This is a genomic window from Stenotrophomonas sp. 05L44_2 (assembly GCF_056665995.1).
The window spans coordinates 1-2,924 of record NZ_JBFTNR010000535.1; the positions used below are offsets into that span (position 1 = coordinate 1).

Below are 2,924 nucleotides of genomic sequence, written 5' to 3' on the forward strand. Positions count from 1 at the left end.
GTCCAGGCTGACGTCCAGGCCCTGCACGAAGTTCGGGCTGTAGACCAGGCCAGCAGTCCAGGTCTTGGAGGTTTCCGGCTGCAGTTCCGGGTTGGAACCCGACTCGAAGGCGCTGTAGGACTGGGTGCCCGGGCCGGTCGACTGTGCGCCACCGGAGGTGATCTGGCGGAAGTTCGCCGGAACGCCACGTGCGCCGCAGGCCGCGGCAACCGACGGATTGCGCGAAGCCGAGCCGAAGCTGCTGTCGCACGGATCGGTGTAGGCGTCGAAGGTCTGCGAGGTGCCGCCGTACATGTTGGCGATATTCGGCGCGCGGAAGCCCGTCGAATAGGTCGCACGCACCAGCAGGTCGTCGATCGGCTTCCACTTCAGGCCGAACTTGCTGTTGATGGTGTCGCCGAAGGTGTTGTAGTCCGAATAGCGACCGGCCATGTCGAGCGACAGTTCCTTGGCGAACGGCATGTCGGCCAGCACCGGCACGTTCAGTTCGACGTAGAACTCGTCGAGCTTGTAGCTGCCCTTGGTCGGTGCGCCGGCCAGGTCGGTGCTCAGGCCCGACTGCAGCAGTGCATCCGGGTTGTACTCACCGCTTTCCTGGCGGTGCTCGTAACCGGCAGCGATGGCCAGGTCACCGGCCGGCAGCGTGAACAGCGAACCGGAGATGTTGGCGCTGTAAGCCTTGGTGGTGTTGGTGTAGGTGTCGTGGCTCGGCAGGAACAGGTAGGCCTGCAGTGCCGGGTCAGCCAGCGAACCGTTGCCGGTGGAGCCGTACGGTGCGAGCGGGTTCCACGGGGTGCAACCGGCGATCACCTTGCCCGGGGTGCCGCAACGGGCAACGTCGCCGTCCATGAAGGACGGGCCGACGGCGTTCTGCACGTTCGGGATGAACAGGTTGCCGGTGCCGGTCTTGACGCCCTTGTTCTGGTTGTAGACGTAGCCCACGTCCCAGTCCCAGAACTTGTCGGCGAACTCGAACGAGCCTTCCAGGCCGGCCGAGAAGCGGAAGGTTTCCTGCTCGGACTCGGTCTGGCGCGGGAACTCGGAGGTGCGACGGATGAAGTTCGCGTCCTTGCCCAGCGGGTTGTAGATGCTGTCGGCCGACAGCGGGGTGCCGTAGACCTCGGACTGGTACGGGTAGCCGGCAATCTGCGAGGTCGCGGTGCGCTTGGTGTACAGCACGTTCGCGGTGGCGCGGATGTTGTCGGTCAGGTCGTAGTTGCCGTTGGCAAAGACCGAGCGACGGGTCAGCTTGTTCTGCAGCCACATTTCCTGGCTGGCATTGGTGTAGTCGGCGGTGCCGAACTCACGGAAGTCGCCCATGCCGTTGCCGGCACCGGTATTGGCACGGGTGTACCAGATATCGTCGTTGGCGTCCTTCGGGGTACCCATGTCGTCGATCAGCACGCCCTGGTTCGACGCCGGCGACCAGCCATTGGCATCGTCGTCGGTCGGGAACGGGTGGAAGCGGCCGTTCGGGTAGCGGCTGAAGGAACGATCCTTGGCCTTGACCTCGTCTTCCTTGCTGTATTCGGCGCCGAAGGTGATCGAACCGCGCTCACCGGTCTGGCCGTAGACGAAGTTGTAGACCTGCTTCTGGCCGTCGCCCTGGCCGTACTGGCCACCGTAGACGCTGGCTTCCAGGCCGTCGAAGTTCTTGCGGGTGATGATGTTGACCACGCCGGCGATGGCGTCGGAACCATAGATGGCCGATGCACCGTCGGTCAGCACTTCGATGCGTTCCACGACCGAGGTCGGGATCGAGGCCAGGTCGGTGTAGCCGCCGGTGCTGGTGCCCATGCGCTTGCCGTCCAGCAGCACCAGGGTGCGCTCCGGGCCGAGGTTGCGCAGGTCGACGTACTGGCCGCCGACTTCTTCGCCCGAAGACAGGGCATCGGCGCGGCTGATCGCCGGCGAACCGGTCGCCGACAGGTTCTGCACGATGTCGGCAACGCTGGTGAAGCCCTGCTTTTCAATGTCGGCGCGCTGCAGCGCGATCACCGGCTGCGCGGTTTCCATGCTCGCCTGGCGGATGCGCGAACCGGTGACCGAAATGCGGTCCAGGTCGGTCGTGCCGCCGGCAGCTGCGTCCTGCGCCGAAGCGAAGGACGGTGCCAAGGCAAGCGCAATGCCGGCCGGCAGCAAGCCGAGCCGCACTGCGGGAATACGAACGTTCATCAATCTCTCCAAGGTACGTGTTAGTAGCGTGTTAAAACGCCGTAGCACGTTACGATTGCGTTGCAGCGCTGTATTTGCGCGACACAACCGGAGACTTTGCGGAGTGTGGCGGAAGCTGTCCGTCATTCTCGCGGAAGCGCGAGGCGGACTGGCCGTAGCGGGCGCGGAAGGCACGCGCGAAGCTGCAGCAGTTGTCGAAACCGCTGGCGGCAGCGACTTCGCCGACCATCATGTCGGTATCGCGCAGCAGATCGGCCGCACGTTCGAGGCGCAACCGTGCCGAAAGCGACTGCGGGCTTTCCTCGTACAGGCTCTGGAACGTCTTGGAGAGATACCAGCTGGAGAAGTTGGTCAGCTCGGCCAGTTCGCCGATGCGCACCACACGGTGGCTGTTGCCTTCCAGATACAGGCGCGCGCGCTGCATGCGACCAAACACCTGGCGCTTGCGGCTGCGCGAGCGGCCCGGGCAACGCTGTACGTTGTCGGCCAGGCTGCGCTGCAGACCGGCCAGATGCAGCAGCAACGGACGCAGTGCCTGCGCCGGCTGCCCGCTGGCGAGGGCGTCACGCCACAGGCGCAGCGCCACCCGCGCATCAGCGCGGTTCATCTGGCCACGACCGGCGTACAGGCCGCAGTCGGCCATTTCGGTCAGCACGCGCAGCGCTTCCACGTTCAGGTTCATGCCCACGCACAAGCCGTTGCGCCCGGCCTGGACCAGCGGCCTGGACTCCTTCTCGAACGCGATCCAC

The 2,924-nt window shown here is 65.2% G+C and carries 2 protein-coding genes; both read right to left on the reverse strand.

The features are described from left to right. Nucleotides 1-2,175, reverse strand: a 2,175-nt coding sequence (locus AC1VAN_RS16995) for a TonB-dependent receptor plug domain-containing protein (protein WP_480986269.1), incomplete at its 3' end; no start/stop codon positions are given. A gap of 49 nt (nucleotides 2,176-2,224) precedes the next feature. Next, on the reverse strand, nucleotides 2,225-2,924 hold a 700-nt coding region (locus tag AC1VAN_RS17000; protein ID WP_480986270.1), incomplete at its 5' end, for a helix-turn-helix transcriptional regulator.